This is a genomic window from Pseudomonas sp. P1_F7 (assembly GCF_056405655.1).
Genome location: NZ_JBFUBR010000010.1, coordinates 217,696 through 242,866, shown reverse-complemented (window position 1 = coordinate 242,866; position 25,171 = coordinate 217,696). Strand labels below are relative to the sequence as shown.

At 61.1% G+C, this 25,171-nt stretch carries 18 protein-coding genes and 1 pseudogene; 8 read left to right on the top strand and 11 right to left on the bottom strand.

Annotation, left to right across the window (positions count from 1 at the left end; translation table 11 throughout):
• Positions 1 to 13 precede the first annotated feature (13 nt).
• A complete protein-coding gene (gene ptsP, locus AC1D1M_RS16550) occupies positions 14 to 2,530 on the top strand; it encodes a phosphoenolpyruvate--protein phosphotransferase (protein WP_477776468.1) in 2,517 nt (838 codons plus the stop codon).
• A gap of 41 nt (positions 2,531 to 2,571) precedes the next feature.
• Positions 2,572 to 4,287 carry an N-acetylglucosamine-specific PTS transporter subunit IIBC gene (nagE, locus tag AC1D1M_RS16545; RefSeq protein ID WP_477776467.1) on the top strand — a complete coding sequence of 572 codons (1,716 nt, stop codon included), beginning with the start codon at positions 2,572 to 2,574 and terminating at the stop codon, positions 4,285 to 4,287.
• 186 nt (positions 4,288 to 4,473) lie between these two features.
• Here nagE and AC1D1M_RS16540 read toward each other — a convergent pair whose 3' ends face one another.
• Together AC1D1M_RS16540 and purL are read right to left on the bottom strand one after the other, a co-directional pair.
• A complete protein-coding gene (locus AC1D1M_RS16540) occupies positions 4,474 to 4,785 on the bottom strand; it encodes an NGG1p interacting factor NIF3 (RefSeq protein WP_477776466.1) in 312 nt (103 codons plus the stop codon).
• A 20-nt stretch (positions 4,786 to 4,805) separates the two neighbouring features.
• On the bottom strand, positions 4,806 to 8,702 hold the full coding sequence (gene purL / locus AC1D1M_RS16535; RefSeq protein ID WP_477776465.1) for a phosphoribosylformylglycinamidine synthase: 3,897 nt from the start codon (positions 8,700 to 8,702) through the stop codon (positions 4,806 to 4,808).
• A 285-nt stretch (positions 8,703 to 8,987) separates the two neighbouring features.
• On the opposite strand from purL, the gene mltF reads away from it, so the two are divergent.
• Entirely contained in the window at positions 8,988 to 10,448 is a 1,461-nt protein-coding gene (gene mltF, locus AC1D1M_RS16530; protein WP_477776464.1) for a membrane-bound lytic murein transglycosylase MltF, read from the top strand.
• A 124-nt stretch (positions 10,449 to 10,572) separates the two neighbouring features.
• Here the strand turns inward: mltF and pdxJ are convergent, their stop codons facing one another.
• The 8 genes from pdxJ to lptF all read right to left on the bottom strand — a co-directional run bounded on the left by pdxJ (position 10,573) and on the right by lptF (position 18,999).
• On the bottom strand, positions 10,573 to 11,319 hold the full coding sequence (pdxJ, locus tag AC1D1M_RS16525; protein ID WP_477776463.1) for a pyridoxine 5'-phosphate synthase: 747 nt from the start codon (positions 11,317 to 11,319) through the stop codon (positions 10,573 to 10,575).
• 50 nt (positions 11,320 to 11,369) lie between these two features.
• Positions 11,370 to 12,053, bottom strand: coding sequence for a DNA repair protein RecO (recO, locus tag AC1D1M_RS16520; RefSeq protein WP_477776462.1), 684 nt, complete (start codon positions 12,051 to 12,053; stop codon positions 11,370 to 11,372).
• Positions 12,054 to 12,225: 172 nt separating this feature from the next.
• Positions 12,226 to 13,128 carry a GTPase Era gene (gene era / locus AC1D1M_RS16515; protein WP_053162286.1) on the bottom strand — a complete coding sequence of 301 codons (903 nt, stop codon included), beginning with the start codon at positions 13,126 to 13,128 and terminating at the stop codon, positions 12,226 to 12,228.
• Complete coding sequence (gene rnc / locus AC1D1M_RS16510) at positions 13,121 to 13,810, bottom strand: ribonuclease III (protein ID WP_008053221.1); 690 nt, start codon at positions 13,808 to 13,810, stop codon at positions 13,121 to 13,123. The genes era and rnc overlap by 8 nt, the downstream gene beginning before the upstream one ends.
• 185 nt (positions 13,811 to 13,995) lie before the next feature.
• Positions 13,996 to 14,850, bottom strand: a complete 855-nt coding sequence (gene lepB / locus AC1D1M_RS16505) for a signal peptidase I (protein WP_477776461.1) — start codon at positions 14,848 to 14,850, stop codon at positions 13,996 to 13,998.
• Between the two features lie 5 nt (positions 14,851 to 14,855).
• Entirely contained in the window at positions 14,856 to 16,655 is a 1,800-nt protein-coding gene (gene lepA, locus AC1D1M_RS16500; RefSeq protein WP_223458623.1) for a translation elongation factor 4, read from the bottom strand.
• 171 nt (positions 16,656 to 16,826) lie between these two features.
• On the bottom strand, positions 16,827 to 17,888 hold the full coding sequence (gene lptG, locus AC1D1M_RS16495; protein WP_477776460.1) for an LPS export ABC transporter permease LptG: 1,062 nt from the start codon (positions 17,886 to 17,888) through the stop codon (positions 16,827 to 16,829).
• Entirely contained in the window at positions 17,881 to 18,999 is a 1,119-nt protein-coding gene (lptF, locus tag AC1D1M_RS16490) for an LPS export ABC transporter permease LptF (protein ID WP_477776459.1), read from the bottom strand. Before lptF ends, lptG begins: the two co-directional genes overlap by 8 nt.
• Before the next feature lie 408 nt (positions 19,000 to 19,407).
• Between lptF and AC1D1M_RS16485 the strand changes: the two genes are divergently transcribed.
• Genes AC1D1M_RS16485 through AC1D1M_RS16475 form a run of 3 tightly spaced genes read left to right on the top strand, consistent with a single transcriptional unit; the run spans position 19,408 to position 21,800 of the window.
• Complete coding sequence (locus AC1D1M_RS16485) at positions 19,408 to 20,898, top strand: leucyl aminopeptidase (RefSeq protein ID WP_477776552.1); 1,491 nt, start codon at positions 19,408 to 19,410, stop codon at positions 20,896 to 20,898.
• Between the two features lie 57 nt (positions 20,899 to 20,955).
• On the top strand, positions 20,956 to 21,384 hold the full coding sequence (locus tag AC1D1M_RS16480) for a DNA polymerase III subunit chi (RefSeq protein WP_458370717.1): 429 nt from the start codon (positions 20,956 to 20,958) through the stop codon (positions 21,382 to 21,384).
• An 8-nt stretch (positions 21,385 to 21,392) separates the two neighbouring features.
• The gene (locus tag AC1D1M_RS16475; RefSeq protein WP_477776458.1) at positions 21,393 to 21,800 is read left to right on the top strand and encodes a DNA polymerase III subunit chi; all 408 of its coding nucleotides are present in this window, start codon (positions 21,393 to 21,395) and stop codon (positions 21,798 to 21,800) included.
• A gap of 78 nt (positions 21,801 to 21,878) precedes the next feature.
• On the opposite strand, the gene AC1D1M_RS16470 is transcribed toward AC1D1M_RS16475, so the two are convergent.
• Positions 21,879 to 22,646 carry a sulfite exporter TauE/SafE family protein gene (locus AC1D1M_RS16470; RefSeq protein WP_477776551.1) on the bottom strand — a complete coding sequence of 256 codons (768 nt, stop codon included), beginning with the start codon at positions 22,644 to 22,646 and terminating at the stop codon, positions 21,879 to 21,881.
• A 170-nt stretch (positions 22,647 to 22,816) separates the two neighbouring features.
• Here AC1D1M_RS16470 and xseA point away from each other — a divergent pair, with 170 nt between their 5' ends.
• Together xseA and AC1D1M_RS16460 are read left to right on the top strand one after the other, a co-directional pair.
• On the top strand, positions 22,817 to 24,196 hold the full coding sequence (gene xseA / locus AC1D1M_RS16465) for an exodeoxyribonuclease VII large subunit (RefSeq protein WP_477776457.1): 1,380 nt from the start codon (positions 22,817 to 22,819) through the stop codon (positions 24,194 to 24,196).
• A 3-nt stretch (positions 24,197 to 24,199) separates the two neighbouring features.
• A pseudogene (locus AC1D1M_RS16460) lies at positions 24,200 to 24,952 on the top strand (peptidoglycan DD-metalloendopeptidase family protein); the annotation flags it as partial.
• Positions 24,953 to 25,171 lie beyond the last annotated feature (219 nt).

Sequence of the window (25,171 nt, the reverse complement as noted above, 5' to 3'; positions counted from 1 at the left end):
ATGAGACCGAGCCATGCATAACAACAATAAAGAGCTGACTTTAAGCGCCCCGCTCAGCGGCCCCGTGCTCACGCTCGCCAAAGTCCCGGACCCGGTGTTCGCCAGCGGCGCCATGGGTGACGGTATCGCCATCGATCCGCTCAACGACACGCTCCACGCCCCCTGCGCCGGCGTGGTGGTGCATGTCGCCCGCACCGGTCACGCGGTAACCCTGCGTGCCGACAACGGCGCGGAACTGCTCCTGCACCTGGGTCTCGACACGGTCGAGTTGCAGGGCCAGGGCTTCTCGATGCTGGTCAAGGAAGGCGCGCGTGTCGCCAACGGCCAACCGCTGCTGCGCTACGACCTGGACAAGGTCGCGCAACAGTGCAAGAGCCTGGTCAGCCTGCTGATCCTCACCAACAGCCATGACTTTCAGGCACGCCCCATCACCCTCAAGTCGGTAAAGGTCGGCGAGCCGCTGCTGCACATCATTCGTCGACAGACGTCGAGCGCACAGGTCGATGCCGAGTTTGCCGGCGCAGAGATTGTCGGTCTCGTGCGCATCGCTCACCGTGGCGGTCTGCACGCGCGGCCGGCCGCGCTGATCCGTCAGACCGCGCAAGGTTTCAAAAGCAAATCGCAGCTGCATTTCGCCGGTAAGTCGGCCACCTGCGACAGCCTGATCGGCCTGATGGGGCTGGCCATCGGCGAACAGGCAGAAGTCCAGGTCAGTTGCCAGGGCCCGGATGCCGAAGCCGCGCTGCAAGCCTTGCTGACCGCGTTATCCACAGCCCTGGCCGAAGATAGCCACGCAGCCGCGCCAGCCACGATTGCCCAACGCAATCGCCCCGTCGAAGCCGGTGTATTGCACGGCGTCTGCGCGGCGCCCGGCCTGGTCGGCGGGCCGCTGTTTCGCCTGAATGCGATCAGCCTGCCGGTGGATGCCGGCCATCATGATCCGCAGCAACAACGGCAAGTACTGGACGCGGCACGGAGCCAGGTGCGCAGCGAAATCGAGCACACGCTGGCCCTGGCGAAAAAACACAAGGACACCGCTGAAGAGGCGATTTTCGCCGCACACCTGGCACTGCTCGAAGACCCGGCCCTGCTGGACGCCGCCAGTCAGTCCGTCGCCCAGGGCACGGCCGCGACCCACGCCTGGAGCCAGGCCATCGACGCGCAATGCGAAGTCCTCCAGCAGACCGGCAGCACGTTGCTGGCCGAACGCGCCAACGACCTGCGCGACCTCAAGCAACGGGTGCTGCGCGCGTTGCTCGGCGACACCTGGCATTACGACGTGCCGGCCGGCGCCATCGTCGCGGCGCATGAACTGACTCCCTCCGATTTACTGCAACTGAGCCAGCAAGGCGTCGCCGGGTTGTGCATGGCCGAAGGTGGCGCGACCTCCCACGTGGCGATTCTGGCCCGGGGCAAAGGCCTGCCGTGCATGGTCGCACTGGGCTCGATGCTACTCGATCAGCAACAGGGGCAACCGGTGGTGCTGGACGCCGACGGTGGCCGCCTCGAACTGACACCCAGCACACAGCGCCTGGCCGACGTGCGCCAACTGCAACAGCAACAGCAACAACGCCGGGCCGAACAACAGGCCCAGGCCCACACACCCGCGCTGACCACCGACGGCCTGCGCATCGAAGTCGCCGCCAACGTGGCGTCCAGCATGGAAGCGGCAGACGCATTGGCCAATGGCGCCGACGGCGTCGGCTTGCTGCGCACCGAGTTTCTCTTCGTCGACCGCCACACCGCGCCGGACGAACAGGAACAACACCACGCCTATCAAGCGGTGCTCGATGCCATGGGCGACAAGTCGGTGATCATCCGCACCATCGACGTCGGTGGTGACAAACAACTGGACTACCTGCCACTGCCCGCCGAGGCCAATCCGGTGCTCGGCCTGCGCGGCATTCGCCTGGCCCAGGTTCGTCCTGAACTGCTCGACCAGCAACTGCGTGCGCTGCTGCACCTGCGCCCGTTGTCACGCTGCCGGATCCTGCTGCCGATGATCACGGAAGTCGATGAACTGCTGCACATCCGCCAGCGCCTCGACGCCGTGTGCGCTGAACTCGGCCTGGCGCAACGCCCGGAGCTGGGGGTGATGATTGAAGTGCCGGCCGCCGCGCTGTTGGCCGAGCAACTGGCCGAACACGCGGACTTCCTGTCCATCGGCACCAACGACCTGTCGCAATACACCCTGGCCATGGACCGCGACCACGCCGGGCTTGCCGCGCGCGTCGATGCGCTGCACCCGGCACTGCTGCGGCTGATCGCCCAGACCTGCGCCGGTGCGGCGCAGCACAACCGTTGGGTCGGTGTGTGCGGCGCACTGGCGTCCGATCCGTTGGCCACGCCGGTGTTGATCGGCCTGGGGGTCAGTGAGTTGTCGGTGAGCCCGGTGCAGGTCGGTGAAATCAAAGACCGCGTGCGTCATCTCGACGCCAGCGAATGCCGGCGCATCAGCCAGGGCCTGCTCAAGCTGAGCAGCGCCAGCGCGGTGCGTCACGCCTGTCACCAGCATTGGCCTCTGAGCTGAACACTCCAACAAGAACAAAGAAGAGTCCAGGGAGATCCGCCATGTACCAACTTTTCATTGAAGGCCTGCAACGACTCGGCCGCGCACTGATGCTGCCGATCGCGATCCTGCCGATTGCCGGCCTGCTGCTGCGCCTGGGCGATACCGACCTGCTGAACATCGCGATCATCCACGACGCCGGCCAGGTGATCTTCGCCAACCTGGCGATGATCTTCGCCATCGGCATCGCGGTCGGTTTCGCCAAGGACAACAACGGTACGGCGGGTCTGGCCGGGGTGATCGGCTACCTGGTGATGATCTCCACCCTCAAGGTGCTCGACCCGAGCATCAACATGGGCATGCTCGCCGGGATCGTCAGCGGCCTGATGGCCGGCGCGCTGTACAACCGTTTCAAGGACATCAAGCTGCCGGAGTACCTGGCGTTCTTCGGTGGCCGGCGTTTCGTGCCGATTGTCACCGGGTTCGCCGCCGTGGGTCTGGGCGTGGTGTTCGGTCTGATCTGGCCACCGATTCAGAATGGCATCAACAGTTTCGGCGTGTTGATGCTCGACAGCGGCAGCATCGGCGCTTTCATCTTCGGCGTGTTCAACCGTCTGTTGATCGTCACTGGCCTGCACCACATCATCAACAACATGGCATGGTTCGTCTTCGGCAACTTCACCGACCCGGCTACGGGCGCCCTCGTGACCGGCGATATCTCACGCTACTTCGCCGGCGACCCCAAGGGCGGCCAATTCACCACCGGCATGTTCCCGATGATGCTCTTCGGCCTGCCCGCCGCGTGCCTGGCAATGTACCGCAACGCCTTGCCGGAACGACGCAAAGTCATGGGCGGGATCTTCCTGTCGATGGCGCTGACCTCGTTCCTCACTGGCGTCACCGAACCCGTCGAGTTCGCCTTCATGTTCCTTGCGCCACTGCTCTTCTTGTTGCACGCGCTGCTGACCGGCCTGTCGTTGGCCATCACCAATCTGCTGAACATCCACCTGGGGTTCACCTTCTCCGGCGGCTTCATCGACATGATTCTTGGCTGGGGCAAGTCCACCAACGGCTGGCTGGTGTTCCCGGTGGGCCTGGCGTATGCCGTGATCTATTACGTGGTGTTTGATTTCTGTATCCGCCGCTTCGACCTGAAGACACCGGGCCGCGAAACCAGCGCTGCCGCCCCGCAGGTGGCAGTGGCCGACGATGAACGCGCCGGGGCTTACATCAAGGCCTTGGGCGGTGCCGAAAACCTGATCACCGTCGGCGCCTGCACCACGCGCTTGCGCCTGGACATGGTGGATCGCAACAAGGCCTCGGATACCGATCTGAAAGCGCTCGGCGCCATGGCCGTGGTGCGTCCCGGCAAGGGCGGGAGTTTGCAGGTGGTGGTGGGGCCAATGGCCGATGCGATTGCCGATGAAATCCGCCTGGCGATGCCGGCGCTGGGTCGCGCCATCGTGTCGTCGCCCGCCGCAGAAATCGACGCGCCGCAACCGGCTGCCGTGGCGACACCCGAGGCGCAGCAATGGCTCAATGCGCTGGGGGGTGGCGACAATGTGCTGCAACTCGATTGCATCGCCATGACCCGCATCCGCCTGCAACTGGCCGATGGCAAGGCGTTGTCGGAATGTGATTTGAAAGCGTTGGGTTGCCAGGGTGTGAGTCAGCTGGACGGTGGCATCTGGCATCTGCTGATTGGCGACAAGGCACCGAGCTTGAGTGATGCGCTGGAAGCGTTGGTCAATCGTAGTGAGGTGAGTGCCAAGGTTTAGATCCTCGGTGCCTGATAGGCCGCCATCGCGAGCAAGCTCGCTCCCACAGTGGTCCGGTGTACGCCGATCAAATGTGGGAGCGAGCTTGCTCGCGATGAGGCCATCACTGACACCACAATAGTTGGGGCAATAAAAAACCCGCTGAAATCTCTTTCAGCGGGTTTCTCATTTCTGCAGCCAGGAAGATCAGAAATCCTCCAGCCGCCACACCTCATAAGCCGGTGTCTCGTAGGGATGGCTCTGTTTCAGAGCCGTCACCACCGAGCGAATCAACTCATCCGCCACCACCAGCTCAACCTTCCATTCCTCGACCTGTTCGACCTGCCCTGCCTCGCCAATGAACGGCTGACTGCCGTCCAGTGGACGAAACTGGCCCAGGCCCAACACCTGCCATGCGCAGTGGTCGTAAGCGCCGATTCGACCGCCACCGGCGGCGAATACGGCACTCTTCACGTCTTCGACGTGACTGGTTGGAACGAAAAAGCTGAGCTTGTACACGGCGCTTAGTTCACCCGCTTTTAGTTTACCCAGACCCGAGCATTACGGAACATGCGCATCAGCGGTGCATCTTCGTTCCAGTCATCCGAACGCCACGAGTTCTGCACGGCGCGGAACACACGCTCCGGGTGCGGCATCATGATCGTTACGCGACCGTCGCGGCTGGTCAAACCGGTGATCCCGCGCGGCGAGCCGTTCGGGTTGGCCGGGTAGCTTTCGGTGACCTTGCCGTGGTTGTCGACGAAACGCATCGCCACGCAACCGGACAGGTCGGCTTCCAGCAGTGCTTCTTCGCTGGAGAACTCGGCATGGCCTTCGCCGTGGGCGATGGCGATCGGCATACGCGAACCGGCCATGCCTTGCAGGAAGATCGAGTTCGACTCCTGGATCTGCACCATGGCAACACGGGCTTCAAACTGCTCGGAACGGTTGCGCACGAAGTGCGGCCAGAACTCGCTGCCCGGGATCAGCTCGTGCAGGTTGGACATCATCTGGCAACCGTTGCACACGCCGAGGGTGAAGCTGTCGTTGCGTTCGAAGAAACCCTGGAACGCATCGCGGGCACGGCTGTTGAACAGCGCGGATTTCGCCCAGCCTTCACCGGCACCCAATACGTCGCCGTAAGAGAAGCCGCCGCAAGCGACCATGCCCTTGAACTCGTTCAGGTCGACACGGCCGGCCAGAATGTCGCTCATGTGCACGTCGATCGCGTTGAAACCGGCGCGGTCGAACGCAGCCGCCATTTCCACCTGACCGTTGACGCCCTGCTCACGCAGTACGGCAACCTGTGGGCGAATGCCTTTCTTGATGTAAGGCGCGGCGATGTCCTGGTTGATGTCGTAGCTCAGCTTGACGCTCAGGCCCGGGTTGTCTTCTTCCAGCAGCACGTCGAACTCTTGCTCGGCGCAGTCGGCGTTGTCGCGCAGACGCTGGATCTGGTAGCTGGTCTCGGCCCACTGGCGTTGCAGCAGACGACGCTGGCCTTCGAACACGGTGTCACCGTTGAAGGTGATGCTGATCTCGCTGTTGTTGATCGGCTGACCGATCACCGACACACAGTCGCCCAGACCGGCAGCGCTGAACTGCGCGAGGATGTCGGCGGTGGAGTCCTGGCGAACCTGGATAACCGCGCCCAGTTCTTCGTTGAACAGGATCGCGGCAATGTCGGCGGCAGTTTCTGCCAGACCGTCGAGGTTCAGGCTCAGACCACAGTGACCGGCGAAGGCCATTTCCACCACGCTGGTCAACAGACCACCGTCGGAACGGTCGTGGTAAGCCAGCAGGTGACCGTCGGCATTGAGGCCCTGGATCACCGCGAAGAAGGCTTTCAGGTCTTCGGCGTCATCGACGTCCGGAGCCTGCGTGCCGAGCTTACCGTGAACCTGTGCCAGGATCGAGGCGCCCATGCGGTTCTGGCCGCGGCCCAGGTCGATCAGGATCAGGTCGGTGGTGCCCTTGTCCATGCGCAGTTGCGGAGTCAGGGTCTGACGGATGTCAGTCACTGGCGCGAAACCGGTCACGATCAGGGACATTGGCGACGTGACGGACTTGTCCACGCCTTCATCGTTCCAGCGCGTGGCCATGGACATCGAGTCCTTGCCCACCGGAATGGTGATGCCCAGCTCAGGGCACAGTTCCATGCCGACCGCTTTCACGGTGTCATACAGGCGTGCGTCTTCACCCGGGTGACCGGCAGCGGACATCCAGTTCGCCGACAGCTTGATGTCGGAGATCTTGCCGATGCGCGAAGCGGCGATGTTGGTCAGGGTTTCGCCGATGGCCATGCGGCCCGACGCCGGAGCGTCCAGCAGTGCCAGCGGAGTACGCTCACCCATGGCCATGGCTTCACCGGTGTAGACGTCGAAGCTGGTGGCGGTGACGGCAACGTCGGCCACCGGAACCTGCCACGGGCCGACCATCTGGTCACGGGCCACGAGGCCAGTGATGGTGCGGTCGCCGATAGTGATCAGGAAGCTCTTGCTCGCCACGGCCGGGTGATGCAGAACGCGCTCGACGCAGTCGGCAATGTTCAGGGTCGACGGATCGAAGTCATCGCCCAGTTCGGCTTCACGAACCACCGAACGGTGCATGCGCGGGGCCTTGCCCAGCAACACTTCCAGTGGCATGTCCACCGGGCTGTTGCCGAAGTGGCTGTCGGTCACGGTCAGCTGCGGTTCGGCAGTGGCTTCGCCGACGACGGCAAACGGGCAACGCTCACGTTCGCAGATCGCCTTGAAGCGTTCGAAATCCGCCGGGCCGACTGCCAGAACGTAACGTTCCTGGGATTCGTTGGACCAGATTTCGTGCGGGGCCATGCCCGGCTCATCGTTTGGAATGTTGCGCAGTTCGAAACGGCCACCGCGGTCGCCGTCATTGACCAGTTCCGGGAAGGCGTTGGACAGACCGCCCGCACCCACGTCGTGGATGAAGCTGATCGGGTTCTTGTCGCCCAGCTGCCAGCAACGGTCGATGACTTCCTGGCAGCGACGTTCCATTTCCGGGTTTTCGCGCTGTACCGAAGCGAAGTCCAGGTCCGCCGAGCTGGTGCCGGTGGCCATGGAGGAAGCCGCGCCGCCGCCCAGGCCGATCAGCATCGCCGGGCCGCCGAGCACGATCAGCTTGGAGCCGACCAGGATCTCGCCTTTCTTGACGTGTTCTTCACGGATGTTGCCCATACCGCCAGCCAGCATGATCGGCTTGTGGTAACCACGAACTTCGTCACCGTGCGGGGTGGTGATCGATTGTTCGAAGGTACGGAAGTAGCCGGTCAGGGCCGGACGACCGAATTCGTTGTTGAACGCAGCACCGCCCAGCGGGCCTTCGATCATGATGTCCAGCGCGGTAACGATGCGCTCAGGCTTGCCGTATGGCACTTCCCACGGCTGTTCGAAGCCCGGGATCTGCAGGTTGGACACGGTGAAACCGGTCAGGCCGGCTTTCGGCTTGGCACCGCGACCGGTAGCGCCTTCGTCGCGGATCTCACCACCGGAACCGGTGGACGCGCCCGGGAACGGGGCAATCGCGGTCGGGTGGTTGTGGGTTTCAACCTTCATCAGGATGTGCACCGGCTCCTGCACCGCGCCGTACTGGCGGGTTTCAGGGTCCGGGAAGAAGCGACCGGCCACGGAACCGACGATTACCGAAGCGTTGTCCTTATAAGCCGACAGGACACCTTCGCTGTGCATCTGATAGGTGTTCTTGATCATGCCGAACAGGCTTTTTTCCTGGCTCTGGCCGTCGATGTCCCAACTGGCGTTGAAGATCTTGTGACGGCAGTGCTCGGAGTTCGCCTGGGCGAACATCATCAGTTCGATGTCGTGCGGGTTGCGCTTCAAGCCGACGAAGGCGTTGACCAGATAGTCGATCTCGTCTTCGGCCAGGGCCAGGCCCAGCTCGGTGTTGGCTTTTTCCAGCGCGGCGCGGCCGCCGCCCAACACGTCGATGGCGGTCAGCGGTTTCGGTTCGGCGTGGCTGAACAGGCCGGCGGCCTGTTCGAGGTTGCCCAGGACGATCTGGGTCATGCGGTCGTGCAGACCGTCAGCGATCAATTGGGCTTCAGCGTCGCTGAACTGGCCGGCCACGTAGAACGCGATGCCGCGCTCCAGGCGCTGGATTTTCGCCAGGCCACAGTTGCGAGCGATGTCACTGGCCTTGCTCGACCACGGCGAGATGGTGCCGAAACGCGGCAGCACCAGAAACAGACGACCGGTCGGTTCTTGTACCGGAACGCTTGGACCGTACTTCAGAAGGCGCGCAAGCACCTGCTGTTCGTCGCCGGTCAGGACGCCGGTAACTTCGGCGAAGTGAGCGAATTCAGCATACAGGCCACTGACAGCCGGAACCTTCTGGCTCAGTTGCTCAAGGAGTTTGCTGTGGCGAAAGGCAGAAAGGGCAGGAGCGCCGCGCAGGATCAACATCTTCGGGACAGCCTCGGGAAGGGGTGTGCTTTGAGGCCGTGCATTCTAGCCTAAACAGGCCGCGACATCACCCGAAACGCTACGCACGGTTGCACCCGGACGTCGATCTGTGTTTCTGCCTCGAAAGTCAGGTTAATGAGACGTCTGACGACAGCTTATTTTTACCTTAACAAAATGCAGACAAGGCCCATTCCTGCGGGGTTTCTGCCGGTTTCGTGATCTCTAGCAGACAAGCCCCTCGCTGTCGAGATATGGCGCCCGTGGTCCTTTGCGTATACTGCGCAAATGTTTTTTCCAACGGCTTTGCGTCCGCGGTACGCCAAATGGCTGATCGCAACCGGACTCTTCCTGATGCTCGGTGGCTGTGTTGATAAACCCAACACGCTCGAGCGCGTAAAGGAGGATGGTGTGCTGCGGGTGGTTACCCGAAACAGCCCCGCCACCTACTTTCAGGATCGCAACGGTGAAACCGGCTTCGAATACGAGCTGGTGAAGCGCTTCGCCGACGATCTGGGGGTCGAGCTCAAGATCGAGACCGCCGACAACCTCGATGACCTGTTCAACCAGGTCGGCAAGCCCAATGGCCCGGTGCTGGCGGCGGCTGGCCTGGTCAGTAGCGAGGAGCGCAAGAAGCAGGTGCGCTTCTCCCACTCCTACCTGGAAGTCACCCCGCAGATCATCTACCGCAACGGCCAGTCACGGCCAACCGATGCGAAGGATCTGGTGGGCAAGAAGATCATGGTGCTCAAGGGCAGCACCCATGCCGAACAACTGGCGCAGCTGAAACAGAATTTTCCCGGCATCGAATACGAAGAGTCTGACGCAGTCGAGGTCGTCGATCTCCTGCGCATGGTCGACGAAGGTCAGATCGACCTGACCCTGGTCGACTCCAACGAAGTGGCGATGAACCAGGTGTACTTCACCAACATCCGGGTTGCCTTCGACCTCGGTGATGCCAGCAACCAGAGCTGGGCCGTCGCGCCGGGCGACGACAACAGCCTGCTCAACGAAATCAACGAGTACCTCGACAAGGTCAAGAAAAACGGCACCCTGCAACGCCTCAAGGACCGCTATTACGGGCATGTCGACGTTCTCGGCTACATGGGCGCCACCACGTTTGCCCAACACTTGCAGCAACGCCTGCCCAAGTACGAACAGCACTTCAAGTCCTACGCCAAGAAAGAGAAAGTCGACTGGCGCCTGCTGGCGGCCATCGGGTACCAGGAGTCGTTGTGGCAACCGGCGGTCACGTCCAAGACCGGTGTGCGCGGCCTGATGATGCTGACCCAGAACACCGCGCAGGCCATGGGCGTGTCCAATCGCCTGGACCCCAAACAGAGCATCATGGGCGGCGCCAAGTACCTGGCCTACATGAAAGACCAGCTCGACGATTCGATTCAGGAACCGGACCGAACCTGGTTTGCCCTTGCAGCCTACAATGTCGGCAGCGGCCACCTGGATGACGCACGCAAACTGGCGGCCAAGGAAGGGTTGAACCCGGACAAATGGCTGGATGTGAAGAAAATCCTGCCGCGCCTGTCGGAAAAGAAGTGGTACAGCAAAACCCGTTACGGCTACGCCCGTGGCGGCGAACCGGTGCATTTCGTGGCGAACATCCGTCGCTACTACGACATCCTGACCTGGGTCACGCAGCCGCAGCTTGAGGGCGATCAGGTCGCCGAGGGCAAACTGCTTGTGCCGGGGATCGACAAGAGCAAGCCTGCTCAAGAGCCTGCACCGCTCTAACAGCCACCATAAAACAAATGTGGGAGCGAGCTTGCTCGCGATGAGGCCCTTTCAGCCACATAAATGGTGGCTGTCAGACCGCTATCGCGAGCAAGCTCGCTCCCACAGGGTTTCGTGTCGTTCTTCAGGCCTTGGCAGCCACCGCCAGAATCAGCGCCTTCATCTCCGAAACAGCCGACTTGAAGCCAACGAACAGCGCATGGGCCACCAGCGCATGGCCGATGTTCAGCTCGTTGATGCCCTTGATCGCCGCCACTGCTTCAACGTTGTGATAGTGCAAGCCATGGCCGGCATTGACGATCAGGCCCTGGGCCAGGCCAAAAGCAACGCCATCAGCCACACGCTTGAGTTCTTCGGCGACGTCGGTCGGTGTCTCGGCATCGGCATAACGCCCGGTGTGCAGTTCGATGGCCGGGGCTCCAACACGACGCGAAGCTTCGATCTGACGCTCGTCGGCATCGATGAACAGCGACACTTCGGAGCCGATCTTCGACAGGCGCTCGACCGCGGCCTTGATCCGCGCTTCCTGACCCGCCACGTCCAGGCCACCTTCAGTGGTCAGTTCCTGACGAGTCTCCGGCACCAGGCAAATGTGCGCCGGGCGGATGCGTTCGGCGAACTGCATCATTTCTTCGGTGACGCCCATTTCGAAGTTCATGCGGGTTTGCAGAACGTCCTTGAGCACCAGAACGTCGCGCTCCTGAATGTGCCGACGGTCTTCGCGCAGGTGCACAGTGATGCCGTCAGCGCCCGCCTCTTCCGCGTCCAGTGCTGCCTTGACCGGGTCCGGGTAACGGGTGCCCCGGGCCTGACGCAGGGTGGCAACGTGGTCGATGTTCACGCCAAGAAGAATACGGGTGCTGGTGGTCACGGAAAACGCTCCAGAAGAAGAGAAAGTTCGGTGCACAGCATACGGGGAGACTACGGCTTGCGAAACAGCTCGCGACTGACCAGGGGACGACCGCCCAAGTGAACGGCCAACGCCTGGCGCATCAAGCGCTTGGCGGCAGACAGAGCGCCGGGGGCGGACCAGTCGGCTTCGGCCATGGCCAACAGCTCGGCGCCATTGAACAGGCCCGGCTGCAGCAGATAGACCCGCTCCAGCCCCGCATCCACTTGCAAACGGTAGAGGCCGTCCGGTGCGATGGACTGATCATGAATATCAGTCGTCAGGGAAAAACCGTAGCCGAGGTCATCGAGCAAGCGCCACTCGAAGGAGCGTAGCAAGGGCTCCAGTGGGCGACCTTCGGCCAGGGCCAGCAAAGTGGCGGCGTAATGATCGAACACCGAGGGGTGCGGATCTTCGGCGGGCAACAGACGAATCAGCAGTTCATTGAGGTAAAGACCGCTGAACAGCGCCTCGCCGTTGAGCCAGGTGGACACACCGGCACTTTCCATGCGCCCGACGTTCTTCAACTCTCCCCTGCCCCGGAACTCGACTTCCAATGGCACGAATGGCCGCGCCAGCGTCCCGGCCTTGCCCCGCGCACTGCGCAACACCGCCCGCAGCCGGCCTTGCGGCGTCAGGAAATCCACCAGTGCACTGTTTTCACGGTAGGCGCGGGAGTGCAGGACGTAGGCGGGTTGGGCGATGGGTTGGGACATAAAAATTGCAGTGCTCAATGAAGGAATGCCGTTTTACATACAACCCAAAACCATTGTGGGAGCGAGCTTGCTCGCGATGAGGGCCTGACATTCAACATCAATGTTGACTGACAGACCGCTATCGCGAGCAAGCTCGCTCCCACAGGGGATCATTGTTGATCCGGAAAACGTATTACAAGTCGCCGTAACCCAACGAACGCAACGCACGCTCGTCATCGGACCAGCCACCCTTAACCTTGACCCACAGGTTGAGCATGATCTTGGAGTCGAACAGCAGCTCCATGTCCTTGCGCGCTTCGGTGCCGATACGCTTGATGCGCTCGCCCTTGTCGCCAATGATGATTTTCTTCTGGCCATCACGCTCGACGAGGATCAAGGCATGGATGTGCAGGGTCTTGCCCTGCTGCTTGAACTCTTCGATTTCGACGGTGATCTGGTACGGCAGCTCGGCGCCCATCTGGCGCATGATTTTCTCACGCACCAGCTCGGCGGCGAGGAAGCGGCTGCTGCGGTCGGTGATCTGGTCTTCCGGGAAGAAGTGATCGTTTTCCGGCAGGTGATCGGCAATCACCCGCTCCAGCGCATCTAGGTTATGCCCGTGCTGAGCGGAAATCGGGATGATCTGCGCATTCGGCAACTGCTCCTGCAACCAGCTCAGGTGCGGCATCAGCTCGGCCTTGTCTTCGATGCGATCGGTCTTGTTCAACGCCACGATCAGCGGGCCGGTCACGTACTGGACGCGCTCGAGAACCATCTGGTCCTCCTCGGTCCACTTGGTGCGGTCGACCACGAAGATCACCACGTCGACGTCTTTCAACGCCGCCGAAGCGGTCTTGTTCATGTAGCGGTTCAGGGCCTTCTCGCCACCCTTGTGCATACCGGGGGTGTCGACGTAGATCGCCTGCACATCGCCCTCGGTCTTGATACCGAGCATGTTGTGACGGGTGGTTTGCGGTTTGCGCGAGGTGATCGCCAGTTTCTGACCCAGGATGTGGTTCAGCAGCGTGGACTTGCCCACGTTCGGACGGCCGACGATGGCAACATAGCCACAGCGAGTTGCGTTTGTATCAGTCATTGCCATTCTCCACACCCAGGGCAATCAGTGCTGCGGCGGCCGCTACCTGTTCGGCAATACGACGGCTCACACCCTGACCTCGGCTTTTTTCATTCAGTAAGATGATTTCGCATTCGACGAAGAACGTCCGGCAATGCGGCTCACCCTGGATATCCACCACTTCGTAACGCGGCAGCTCACAACCACGGGACTGCAGGAACTCTTGCAGGCGGGTCTTTGGATCTTTGTTGGTGTCGACCAGCGTCAGGCCTTCGAACTCTCCGGCCAGCCAGGCGAGCACACGCTCGCGCGCCATTTCCATGCCGGCATCGAGGTAGATCGCACCGATCAGCGCTTCGAGGGCATCGGCCAGAATCGACTCGCGACGGAAACCGCCGCTTTTCAGCTCGCCCGAACCCAGGCGCAGGTATTCGCCCAGATCGAAACCACGGGCCAGTACGGCCAGGGTCTCACCTTTGACCAGGCGCGCGCGCAAACGCGACAACTGGCCTTCGCGGGCCAGCGGGAAACGCTCGAACAGCGCCTCGCCAGCGACGAAGTTGAGGATGGCGTCACCGAGGAATTCCAGGCGTTCGTTGTTACGCCCGGCAAAACTGCGGTGAGTCAGGGCCAGGACCATCAGTTCCTGATCCTTGAAGGTGTAGCCGAGCTGACGCTCTAGACGACTTAAGGAGACGCTCACGGTTTACCCACGCTGAGTTCGTGGCTGGATTCCACCGCCATCGCCGTGAGGCGGCGCAGGCTTGGGACAATTAACGCTGTGTTCAAAAATTACGTCCTGAATATCATTGGCTTCATGCTTTCAGTCCCCGAATGTGTCGGTTCCAAAAATGCATTCGGCGCTGTGTTCAACAGCGCCGTGTTTGATTACTTGATCAGGCCAACCCGCGAGAAATTCGGCAGGTGGCTGAGTTTGGGTTCCGGCCAGCTCATCCAGACCGCGAAGGCCTTGCCGACGATATTCTTGTCGGGAACCATGCCCAGCAGATCCTTGGGAATGCTCGGGTCATCCCAGTAGCGACTGTCGTTCGAGTTGTCGCGGTTGTCGCCCATCATGAAGTAGTGCCCGGCCGGCACGGTCCACGAATGGTCCGGCATTGCGCGGTAGCGGCTCATTTCCTTGCGGATCATGTGCTCGACCGCACCGAGTTTTTCCTTGTAAAGCTCAGCGCTGCCCAGCGTGCCCGGCTCGGAGCCGACCAGTTGTTCGGCAATCGATTGACCGTTGACGAACAGACGCTTGTCGGCGGTGTAACGAACCGTGTCGCCCGGCAAACCAACCACACGCTTGATGTAGTTGACGTTCGGATCGCTCGGGTAACGGAACACCATGACATCGCCGCGCTGCGGATCACCGACTTCGATGATTTTCTTGTCGATCACCGGCAAGCGGATCCCGTAGGAAAACTTGCTCACCAGAATGAAGTCGCCGACATCCAGGGTTGGCTTCATCGAACCGGAAGGAATCTGGAACGGTTCCACCAGGAACGAACGCAGCACCAGCACGATGAACAACACCGGGAAGAACGATTTGCCGTATTCAACCAGCAGCGGCTCTTTATTCAGTTTCTCGACCACGACCATGTCAGGCTGGCTGACGCTGCCCTGATAGGAAGCGATGGCGGCACGCCGGCGCGGGGCCAGGATCAACAGATCGAGCAACGCCAACAGGCCGCAGACGAACACGGCAATGACCAGCAACAGCGGGAAATTTAGCGACATAGGACCTAACTATCCAACCTGAGCACTGCAAGGAAGGCTTCCTGTGGAATTTCCACGTTGCCGACCTGCTTCATGCGTTTCTTACCGGCCTTTTGCTTTTCCAGCAGCTTCTTCTTACGGCTGACGTCACCACCGTAGCATTTGGCCAATACGTTCTTTCTGAGCGCCTTGACGGTTGTCCGCGCAACAATCTGCCCGCCAATGGCGGCCTGGATTGCCACGTCGAACATCTGCCGTGGAATCAGTTCTTTCATTTTCTCGGTCAGCTGACGACCTTTGTAGTGCGAGTTGTCACGGTGCACGATCAGCGCCAGGGCATCGACCTTGTCACCGTTGATCAGCACGTCCAGTTTCACCAGACTAGCCGATTGATAACGATCGAAATGGTAGTCCAGCGAAGCATAGCCGCGACTGGTGGACTTCAGACGGTCGAAGAAGTCCAGCACCACTTCGTTCATCGGCAGGTCGTAGGTCACTTGTACCTGGGAGCCGAGGAACAGCATGTCAACCTGCACACCACGTTTTTCGATGCACAGGGTAATGACGTTGCCCAGGTGCTCTTGCGGCACAAGAATATTGGCGCGCACGATCGGCTCACGCATGTCTTCGATCGAGGACAGGTCCGGGAGCTTCGACGGGTTATCGACGTAGATCGTCTCGCCGGTCTTGAGCAGCAGCTCGAAAATTACCGTCGGCGCCGTGGTGATCAGGTCCAGGTTGTACTCGCGCTCCAGGCGCTCCTGGATGATTTCCATGTGCAGCATGCCGAGGAACCCGCAACGGAAACCGAAGCCCAGGGCGTCGGAACTTTCCGGGGTGTACTGCAGGGACGAGTCATTGAGCGTGAGCTTTTGCAGGGCTTCGCGGAAATCTTCGAAGTCGTCGGAGCTGACCGGGAACAGACCGGCGTAAACCTGCGGCTGAATACGTTTGAAGCCTGGCAGTACATCAACGTCCGGCGTCGAGCTCAAGGTCAGGGTGTCGCCCACTGGCGCACCGTGAATGTCCTTGATGCTGGCGATGATGAAGCCCACTTCACCGGCCTTGAGGTCAGCGGTAGGGGTGTGCTTCGGGTTGAATACACCGACGCTGTCTACCAGGTGGATCTTGCCGGTGGACTTGACCAGGATCTTGTCGCCCTTCTTCACACGACCGTGGCGCACGCGTACCAGGGAAACAACACCCAGGTAGTTGTCGAACCAGGAGTCGATGATCAACGCTTGCAGCGGATCTTCGTAGTTGCCGGTCGGTGCAGGAATGGTGGCGACCAGGCGCTCGAGCACTTCGTCGACGCCCAGGCCGGTCTTGGCAGAGCAAGTGACCGCGTCGGTGGCATCGATGCCGATGATTTTTTCGATTTCTTCCTTGACGCGGTCCGGATCGGCCTGTGGCAGGTCGATCTTGTTCAGCACCGGCATTACTTCCAGGCCCTGCTCGATCGCCGTGTAGCAGTTGGCAACCGACTGCGCTTCAACACCTTGACCGGCATCGACCACCAGCAGCGCGCCTTCACAGGCGGCCAGCGAACGGCTCACCTCATAGGTGAAGTCAACGTGGCCGGGGGTATCAATGAAGTTCAGCTGGTAGTTGATACCGTCGCGAGCCTTGTAATACAGGGTGACGCTGTGCGCCTTGATGGTGATCCCGCGTTCACGCTCGAGGTCCATGGAATCCAGGACCTGGGCTTCCATTTCGCGCTCGGCCAAGCCGCCACACATCTGAATGAAGCGATCGGCCAGCGTCGACTTGCCATGGTCAATGTGGGCGATGATGGAGAAATTGCGGATATGACTCAAATCACTCACGGATCAACACTCAAAAAGGCTGCAGGCATAGCCCGCCGAAAAATAGCCGGGAATTGTACCTGATCCACGGCGCAAGCGTCACGTTTGCAGGTCAGACGGCACCTACAAAAACGCCCCGGTCTTGCGACAAGGGCGTTTTTGATCATCAAAGCGGTCGGAAAATGCCCGCCATCAACCAGCTCGACGCAACAGCCAGAGCCCCGCCACGGCACAAACACCCGCCGGCAGCAGCACCGAAAGCAACGGCGGGAAGCCAAACACCTGGCTCGAAGGGCCCAGCAGATCCTGAACGATGCGGAAGGTGAAGCCCACCAGCACGCCGGTGAACACTCGCTGCCCCAGGGTCACCGAACGCAGCGGACCAAAGATGAAGGAAATCGCCATCAACACCAGGGCGGCAGTCACCAGCGGCTGCAACACCTTGACCCAAAATGCCAGCCAATAGCGGCTATTGTTCAACCCCTGGTCCGCCAGGTAGTGGATATAACTCCACAGACCGCTGATCGACAATGACTCTGGCACCATAACCACTGTGCTCAGCAATTGCGGACTCAAGGCCACGCCCCAACGCTCGACGGGGGTCGACACCACTTCAGTGCTGCGCTCGTGGAACACCGTGGTCGTGACGTCCGTCAACTGCCAGTGATCCGTGTCGAACTCGGCACGCTTGGCGAAGCTCGCCGACAGCATGTGCCGTTCGCTGTCGAAACGATAGCGGGTCACGCCGTACAGGATGCCGTTGGGTTGCACCGAGTTGACGTGAATGAACTCATCGCCCTGGCGGTGCCACAAACCGTGCTTGGCGCTTTGTGCATCGCCGCTGCCCTGGGCCAGCGAGCGATTGGCCTGCGCGGCGGTTTCAGTGGGCGGAGCGACGTACTCGCCGATCAGCACGCCGGCCAGCATCAATACCAGCATCGGTTTCATGACCGCCCAGACGATCCGGCCGGTCGACACACCGGCGGCGCGCATGATCGTCAGCTCACTGTTGCTGGCCAGACTGCCCAGACCGATCAGACAACCGATCAGCGCGGCCATCGGCAGCATTTCGTACATCCGGCGCGGAGCGGTCAACAACACATAACTCAGCACATCGACCAGGGTGTAGGTATCGCTGACTTCACTCATCTCGTCGATGAAGGCAAACAGTGTCGCCAGACCAAGAATGATCCCGAGTACCGCCAGAATCGCCATCAACACGCTGCTACCAATGTAGCGATCCAGCTTAACCACGGGCCACCTCCAGCGCACTGCGGCGACTCGCCCTCTTCAATCGCAAGGGTTCCCAATAGAGCAAGCCCAGGCCAATGGCCAGGAAAATCCCGTGCACCCACCACAAGCCCAGCGCCGCGGGGATCTTGCCCTTGTCGAGGGCACCGCGGGCGGCAATCAGAATGGTCAGGTAGGCCATATAAAGAAGAATCGCCGGCAGTAATTTGAGGAACCGGCCCTGGCGCGGGTTGACCCGCGACAACGGCACCGCCATCAAGGTCACGATGAACACCAGCAACGGCAGTGACATACGCCATTGCAATTCGGCGCGCAGGCGAATGTCTTCACTGCCGACCAACTTACTGGTCGGCATCGCATCACGGTCGGTGACTTCGTCGCTGACGTCCGGTTTTGGCAGCAACACGCCGTACTCGTCGTATTTGATCGCACGGTAATCGGCCTGTCCCGGACTACCGTCATAGCGATAGCCGTTATCAAGGATCAGGTAGCGGTTGCCGTCCGGGCGAATTTCCTGACGCCCCTTTTCCGCCACCAGGACAGAAATTCCGCGATCCTTGTTGTTGGAACTGATGTTCTTTTGCGAGATGAACACACCGCCCAGATTGACGCGGTCATCCGTCATACGTTCGGTATAGGTGACCCGGGTACCGTCTCGCAGGGCCTGGAAACGCCCTGGCTCCAGGGTATCGAATTCGGTCAGGGCATCCTGCTTGTTCAGCAGCAACTGAAACTGGTTGGCCCCTTGTGGCGCCAGGCTCAGGCTCAGCCACGCCACGATGAGTGCAACCAGGGTAGCCGGAAACATTGTCATGCAAACCAGCCGTTGCTGACTCATGCCGGTGGCCGACAGCACGGTCATTTCACTTTCGAGGTACAGCCGCCCGTAGGACAACAGGATCCCGAGAAACAGCCCCAGAGGCAGGATCAGCTGGAGGAAGCCCGGCAGACGAAAGCCCATGATCAGGAACAGCGACCCCGGATCCAGCAGGCCCGAGGCCGCCTGGGCGAGGTATTTGATGAAACGACCGCTCATGATGATGACCAGCAGCACGGCGCTGACGGCGCTCAAGGTCAACAGGACTTCGCGGGAGAGATAACGGAAGACGATCAAACCAGACACTCCAGGGTTGTCAGGCTAAGGCGGCCAAACAAGCAAACGTATCGGACAGCCCGCAAGGCAGAGCCGCCGAAAAAAGATGGCGCATTATCCTGTGATTGGGTGCGCCTGTCACTGCGCAATGCATTGGGGGTAGGTGTAGAAGCGAGCTTGCTCGCGATGGTCGTCAACGATTACGCGATAAGCCTGAAACCCCGAGGCGGCCTCAGGTTCTTCGCGAGCAATCGAGCGTCGACCGGCTGCTCCTACAATCGTACAACCGAGGGTTGTCAGCCGCCGGTAGCGAGGTTCAAACTGCGGCCTTTGTCGCCGGTCGATCCTGGCGCCTTTCTGTTTATAAGCAATCGACGCACATAAGGTGTCGGGCGCATGCGTGATAACCATCAATTCAGGGACCCGGACATGGAACTGGTTGTAAAAAGCGTCAACCCCGAAACGTTGAAGACCGCTACTCTCGTGGTCTCCGTCGGCGAAGGCCGCAAGCTCGGTGCAGTTGCCAGACAGCTCGACGAATTGAGCGGCGGCGCAATCAGCGCAGTGCTCAAGCGCGGCGATCTGGCTGGCAAGGTTGGCCAGAGCCTGTTGCTGCACAGCCTGCCGAACCTCAAGGCCGAGCGTGTGCTGCTGGTGGGCGTTGGCAAGGACGACGAGCTGGGTGACCGCCCGTTCCGCAAAATCATCGCCGGCATCCTCAATACCCTCAAAGGCCTGGGCGGCAGCGATGCAGTGCTGGCCCTGGATGAAGTGGTCGTCAAAGGCCGCGACAGCTATGGCAAGACCCGCCTGCTGGCCGAAACCCTGGTGGACGGCGAGTACAGCTTCGATCAGTTCAAGAGCCAGAAAGCCGACCCCCGCGCCCTGAAGAAAATCACCCTGCTGACCATCAAGGCGGCTCAGGCTGAAGTGCAACGCGCCGTGACCCACGCCACTGCCATCGCCAACGGCATGGCCTTCACCCGCAACCTGGGCAACCTGCCGCCAAACATCTGCCACCCGACCTTCCTCGGTGAACAGGCAAAAGACTTGGGTAAAGAGTTCAAGGACCTGAAAGTCGAAGTCCTCGACGAGAAGAAGATCAAGGCACTGGGCATGGGCTCGTTCTACGCCGTGGGCCAGGGCAGCGCCCAGCCTCCGCGCCTGATCGTCATGCAATACAACGGCGGCAAGAAATCCGAGAAGCCGTACGCGCTGGTCGGCAAAGGCATCACCTTCGACACTGGCGGTATCAGCCTCAAGCCGGGCGCCGGCATGGATGAAATGAAGTACGACATGGGCGGCGCCGCCAGCGTGTTCGGTACCCTGCGTGCCGTGCTGGAACTGAAGCTGCCGATCAACCTGGTGTGCATCCTGGCCTGCGCCGAAAACATGCCGAGCGGCAACGCTTCGCGCCCGGGCGACATCGTCACCACCATGAGCGGCCAGACCGTGGAAATCCTCAACACCGACGCCGAAGGCCGTCTGGTGCTGTGCGACGCCCTGACCTACTCCGAGCGCTTCAAGCCGCAAGCGGTGATCGACATCGCAACCCTGACCGGCGCCTGCGTAGTCGCCCTGGGTTCCCACACGTCAGGCCTGCTGGGCAACAACGACGAACTGATCGGCCAACTGCTGAGCGCCGGCAAGGCTGCCGACGACCGCGCCTGGCAACTGCCGCTGTTCGATGAGTACCAGGAACAGCTGGACAGCCCGTTCGCCGACATCGCCAACATTGGCGGCCCGAAAGCCGGCACCATCACCGCGGCCTGCTTCCTGTCGCGCTTCACCAAGAACCTGAACTGGGCGCACCTGGACATCGCCGGCACCGCCTGGACCAGCGGCGGCAAGGACAAGGGCGCCACTGGCCGTCCGGTTCCCCTGCTGACCCAATACCTGCTGGACCGCGCCAAAGCCTGAAACCGTTGAAAGGCGGCGTCACTTCCCGGTGACGCCGCTTGCCGCTCTGGAACCGCAATGACCAAAGTCGACTTCTATATCCTGCCCAGCGCCGATCCTTCGGCACGCCTGGACTTTGCCTGCAAGCTCACCGAGAAAGCCTGGCGCATGGGCCACCGCATCTACCTGCATTGCAGCGACGCGGCCCAGCGTGACGATCTCGATGCGCGGCTGTGGGCGTTCAAGGGCGAAAGCTTCGTGCCCCACGGCCCTGCCGACAGCGAACCTGACGGCCTGATTGTCCTGGGGTTGGGCGATGACTGCGGTCAACATCAGGATTTGCTGGTCAATCTCGACCTGAAAGTCCCGGCCTTCGCCAACAGGTTCGCCCGGGTGGCGGAAGTGGTGGTGGAAGATCCGACGATCAGAGCGGCCGCGCGGGAGAGTTTCCGTTTCTACCGCGAACAGGGCTATCCTCTGCAAGATCACCGTTTACAGCGACTCTGAGCCTTCCAATGGACACTCCAAAACCGCTGCAACAGTCCGCGCACCTGCTGGACGACCTTGAGTCGATCCGCCAATTGCTCGGCGATGACAACCTGCAACCGCCCCTGCTGACCGACACGGTCGAGGACGGTGATCAGGAACAGATTCCGATGTTGTTCGACGCTGTGAGCGAGCCTTCGCCGCCTGTCGAACCGACAACTCAAACCCCAATCGTCGAACCTGTCACCGCGGCGGCACCAACGCCTGCCGCCAGCAAGAACCCGGATGACTTGCTGCACCTGGACAACGAATTGCGCGCCGCCGCGCAGTTGATCATGCAAGACGTGATCGACGATTTCGCCCCGCACATTGAAACCGAAATCAAACGCCGCCTCAGTGCACGACTGGAGCGGTTGTTGAGCCAGTACAACGACTGAACAGCTTGCGGTAGGGGCTCTTCTGTGGGAGCGAGCTTGCTCGCTCTCACAAAAAGCTCCCCGCCACAGGTTGAATCTTCAGGTGCTGAGATAGCGCCCAATCAACGCAATCCCGCTAACCAGCACCAACCACGTCACCAGGCGCACGAACGCCTCGCGAGACAAGCGCATGGTCAACCGCCGTCCCGTCCACAGCCCCAGCGCCATGGCCGGCAACAGACAAATCGCCAGCACCAGCAATGGCAAATCGGCATACACACCGGCGATTGCAAACAGGCTCAAACGCACCACTGTACTGCAACTGATCAACGCACTCTGGGTGGCCCGTGCCGCCTCCTTGGGCAACCGGCTGTTCAAATAGATCGCATAGAGAAAGCCGCCGCTGCCAAACAAAGCGCCAAACATTCCTCCCACTGTGCCCATTGGCAGCGCCCACACCGCGGACAACTGCGTCGGCCGGGTTTTGATCCACAGGCTGTAAATCGCATAGGCGCTGATAAACACCCCCATCAACAACAGCAACAGATCGGACTTGAGGTTCAGCAGGAAAATCACGCCCAGCGTGCAACCCACTGCCATGCACGGCAGCAATCGAAGCAGCTCCGGTTTGGCGACATCGCGCCGTGAAGGCAGCAAATTGCCAAATGCCGCGACGAAATCCAGCAACACCAGCAACGGCACAATTTTCGACAGCGGCATGAACAGAATCAGAATCGGCCCAGCCACCAGCGCAGTGCCAAAACCGGCGATGCCGAACACGATGTAGGCCAGGGCGATGCCTGCACCGATTACCAGCCAGCCCAGTGGGCCGAAGGGCCATTGGTTTAATAACTCAATCACATCCATTTCCCTGTCTTCCATAAACTTGCGCCACGACTTTACCCCTGTGGGAGCGAGCTTGCTCGCGATGGCGATCTGTCTGGCACATCAATGCTGAATTTGCTGGCCCCATCGCGAGCAAGGGAATTGTGCAGGATCATGGAGATTGGTCACCGAATGCCTTTAAACTGCGCCCCATGATTAAAGATCCCTTTGCAAGACTCGGCCTGGACCGCGAAGTCCTGACCGTCAGCCAGCTCAACGGCCGCGCGCGGGTGTTGCTCGAAGACGTGTTCAGCAACATCTGGGTCGAAGGCGAAATCTCCAACCTCGCCCGCCCGGCGTCCGGCCATGTGTATTTCACCCTCAAGGACAGCGGCGCCCAGGTGCGTTGCGCGCTGTTCCGGCAGAACGCGGCACGGGTTCGCCAGGCCTTGAAAGACGGCCTGGCGGTCAAGGTGCGCGGCAAGGTCTCGCTGTTCGAGGGGCGCGGTGATTATCAGCTGATCCTCGACACCGTGGAGCCGGCCGGCGACGGCGCCTTGCGCCTGGCCTTCGATGCGCTCAAGGAAAAGCTCAGCGCCGAAGGCCTGTTCAGTGCCGAACGCAAGGTCCCGCTGCCTGCGCATCCGCAGCGCATCGGCATCATCAGTTCGCCCACCGGGGCGGTGATCCGCGACATCATCAGCGTGTTCCGCCGTCGCGCACCGCAGGTGCAATTGACCCTGATCCCTACCGCCGTACAGGGCCGCGAAGCCACAGCGCAGATTGTCCGCGCCCTGAAACTGGCGGATGCCCGCGGTTTCGACGCCCTGATCCTGGCCCGGGGCGGCGGTTCGCTGGAAGACCTCTGGTGCTTCAACGAAGAAGCCGTGGCCCGCGCAGTAGACGCTTGCGTGACGCCGATTGTCAGCGCGGTCGGCCATGAAACCGACGTGTCGATCAGCGACTTCGTGGCCGACGTGCGTGCGCCCACCCCTTCCGCGGCCGCCGAATTGCTTGCTCCGGACTCCAGCGATCTGGTGCGTCGGGTCGAAAGCCTGCACCGACGGCTGGTGATGCGCATGCGAGATCGCCTGATGCGCGACCGCCTGCGCCTGGAAGGCATTTCCCGGCGCCTGCGTCATCCCGGCGAGCGCCTGCGTCAGCAAGCGCAACGCCTGGATGACCTGGACATGCGCATGCGCCGCGCGTTCGAGCGCAGCCTCAACACCCGTCGCGAACGCCTGATCCGCACGGAAACCCGTTTGGCCGCACAACATCCGGGCCGGCAACTGGCAATGCTGCGCCAGCGCCTCGACAGCCTGGCCGAACGCCTGCCGCGCGCCATCCGCGAAGGGCTGAAGAACCGTCGCATGCAGTTGCACAGCCAGATGCAGACACTGCATGTGGTCAGCCCGTTGGCGACCCTCGGCCGTGGTTACAGCATCTTGCTGGACGAGCGCGGCAACGCGATCCGCAACGCTGCGCAAACCCATACTGGCCAGCGCCTGAAGGCCAAACTGGGCGAAGGCGAACTACAAGTGCGAGTCGAAGACAATCACCTGACGCCTGTCACCCTTTCTTTACTGGATTGATCCATGCCGCGTTTTTTTGCTCCGTTGCTGTTGCTGCTCCTGACCTTCAACGCCCACGCCGACAGCTACATCACCCGTCTGTTGAACAAACCGGTGCCGGGCGGTGTTGCGGTGGTGGACCTGGGCACATCTGCCCAGGCACCAAAAGCCACTTATCAAGGCAAACCCGTACTGGTGGTGAAGGAGCAGAACAACTGGCTGGCCATCGTCGGCGTGCCGCTGACGGTCCAGCCCGGGGCTCAATCGGTCAGCAGCGGCGGTCGTGATCTGAGTTTTACGGTTGGCGACAAGCAATACCCGGAACAGCGCATCAACCTGAAGAACACCCAACAGGTCAATCCGGACCCGGAGAATCTCAAGCGCATCGAGCGTGAACTGGCCGAGCAGATTACTGCCTACCGCACGTTCAGCCCCAACACACCGAGCAACTTGCTGCTGGACAAACCGGTGAACGGGCCGCTGTCGAGCAAGTTCGGCGTGCGACGCTTTTTCAACGGTGAAGAGCGCAACCCCCACTCAGGCCTGGACTTCGCCGTGCCGGCCGGCACACCGATCAAGACCCCGGCTGCCGGCAAGGTGATCCTGATCGGCAACTACTTCTTCAATGGCAACACGGTGTTCGTCGACCATGGCCAAGGCTTTATCAGCATGTTCTGCCACATGTCGAAAATCGACGTGAAGGTGGGGCAGCCACTGGCCCGTGGTGACGTGGTCGGCAAAGTCGGTGCGACCGGCCGCGCGACCGGACCGCACATGCCACAGGGATTGCGCTGAACCTGTGGGAGCGAGCTTGCTCGCGATGGCAATTTCATTGGCACCGAAAGTCGTCCAGCCTCGCCCCACACCAATTGCGCACCGCTCAAACCTCGCGCAAACAACAAAACAATCACTGCCAATCACAGCAATAAAATCTCGATAAACACCCGCTCACGAGTATTCCTCTCAATTTTTTTTCGACTGCTTGCCAACCTTCAC

Coding starts and splice junctions, on each gene's coding strand:
- ptsP (WP_477776468.1), top strand. CDS start 14: ATGCATAACAACAATAAAGAGCTGACTTTAAGCGCCCCGCTCAGCGGC.
- nagE (WP_477776467.1), top strand. CDS start 2,572: ATGTACCAACTTTTCATTGAAGGCCTGCAACGACTCGGCCGCGCACTG.
- purL (WP_477776465.1), bottom strand. CDS start 8,702: ATGTTGATCCTGCGCGGCGCTCCTGCCCTTTCTGCCTTTCGCCACAGC.
- mltF (WP_477776464.1), top strand. CDS start 8,988: ATGTTTTTTCCAACGGCTTTGCGTCCGCGGTACGCCAAATGGCTGATC.
- recO (WP_477776462.1), bottom strand. CDS start 12,053: ATGTCCCAACCCATCGCCCAACCCGCCTACGTCCTGCACTCCCGCGCC.
- era (WP_053162286.1), bottom strand. CDS start 13,128: ATGACTGATACAAACGCAACTCGCTGTGGCTATGTTGCCATCGTCGGC.
- lepB (WP_477776461.1), bottom strand. CDS start 14,850: ATGTCGCTAAATTTCCCGCTGTTGCTGGTCATTGCCGTGTTCGTCTGC.
- AC1D1M_RS16485 (WP_477776552.1), top strand. CDS start 19,408: ATGGAACTGGTTGTAAAAAGCGTCAACCCCGAAACGTTGAAGACCGCT.
- AC1D1M_RS16480 (WP_458370717.1), top strand. CDS start 20,956: ATGACCAAAGTCGACTTCTATATCCTGCCCAGCGCCGATCCTTCGGCA.
- AC1D1M_RS16475 (WP_477776458.1), top strand. CDS start 21,393: ATGGACACTCCAAAACCGCTGCAACAGTCCGCGCACCTGCTGGACGAC.
- AC1D1M_RS16470 (WP_477776551.1), bottom strand. CDS start 22,646: ATGGATGTGATTGAGTTATTAAACCAATGGCCCTTCGGCCCACTGGGC.
- xseA (WP_477776457.1), top strand. CDS start 22,817: ATGATTAAAGATCCCTTTGCAAGACTCGGCCTGGACCGCGAAGTCCTG.